The sequence below is a fragment of the Belnapia sp. AC561 genome (assembly GCF_979252845.1).
Genome location: NZ_CEEDBP010000273.1, coordinates 1 through 263, shown reverse-complemented (window position 1 = coordinate 263; position 263 = coordinate 1). Strand labels below are relative to the sequence as shown.

General features: G+C 61.6%; 1 protein-coding gene. It reads left to right on the top strand.

The window, feature by feature from the left end:
- Nucleotides 1-74: 74 nt before the first annotated feature.
- On the top strand, nt 75-263 hold a 189-nt coding region (locus AC0IW9_RS31060; protein WP_471652150.1), incomplete at its 3' end, for a GIY-YIG nuclease family protein.

Sequence of the window (263 nt, the reverse complement as noted above, 5' to 3'; positions counted from 1 at the left end):
ACAAGGTACTCAGGTTGCAGTTGTCCGCTTCCCCCAGTGATGGCGAATCCCCATCCGTTTGCGAGCCGCCCCCCGTGTGCAAGCCAAGCGGCAAGCCCTGGTTCGTCTACTTGGTCCGCGCGGCCAATGGCGCCTTGTACTGCGGCATCAGCGATGACGCGCATCGACGCTTCGCGGTGCATCAGAGCGGAAAAGGCGCGCGTTTCTTTTATTCCAGTCCGGCGGTGGCGCTGGTGTATGTGGAGCAGTGCGAAAACAAGGGC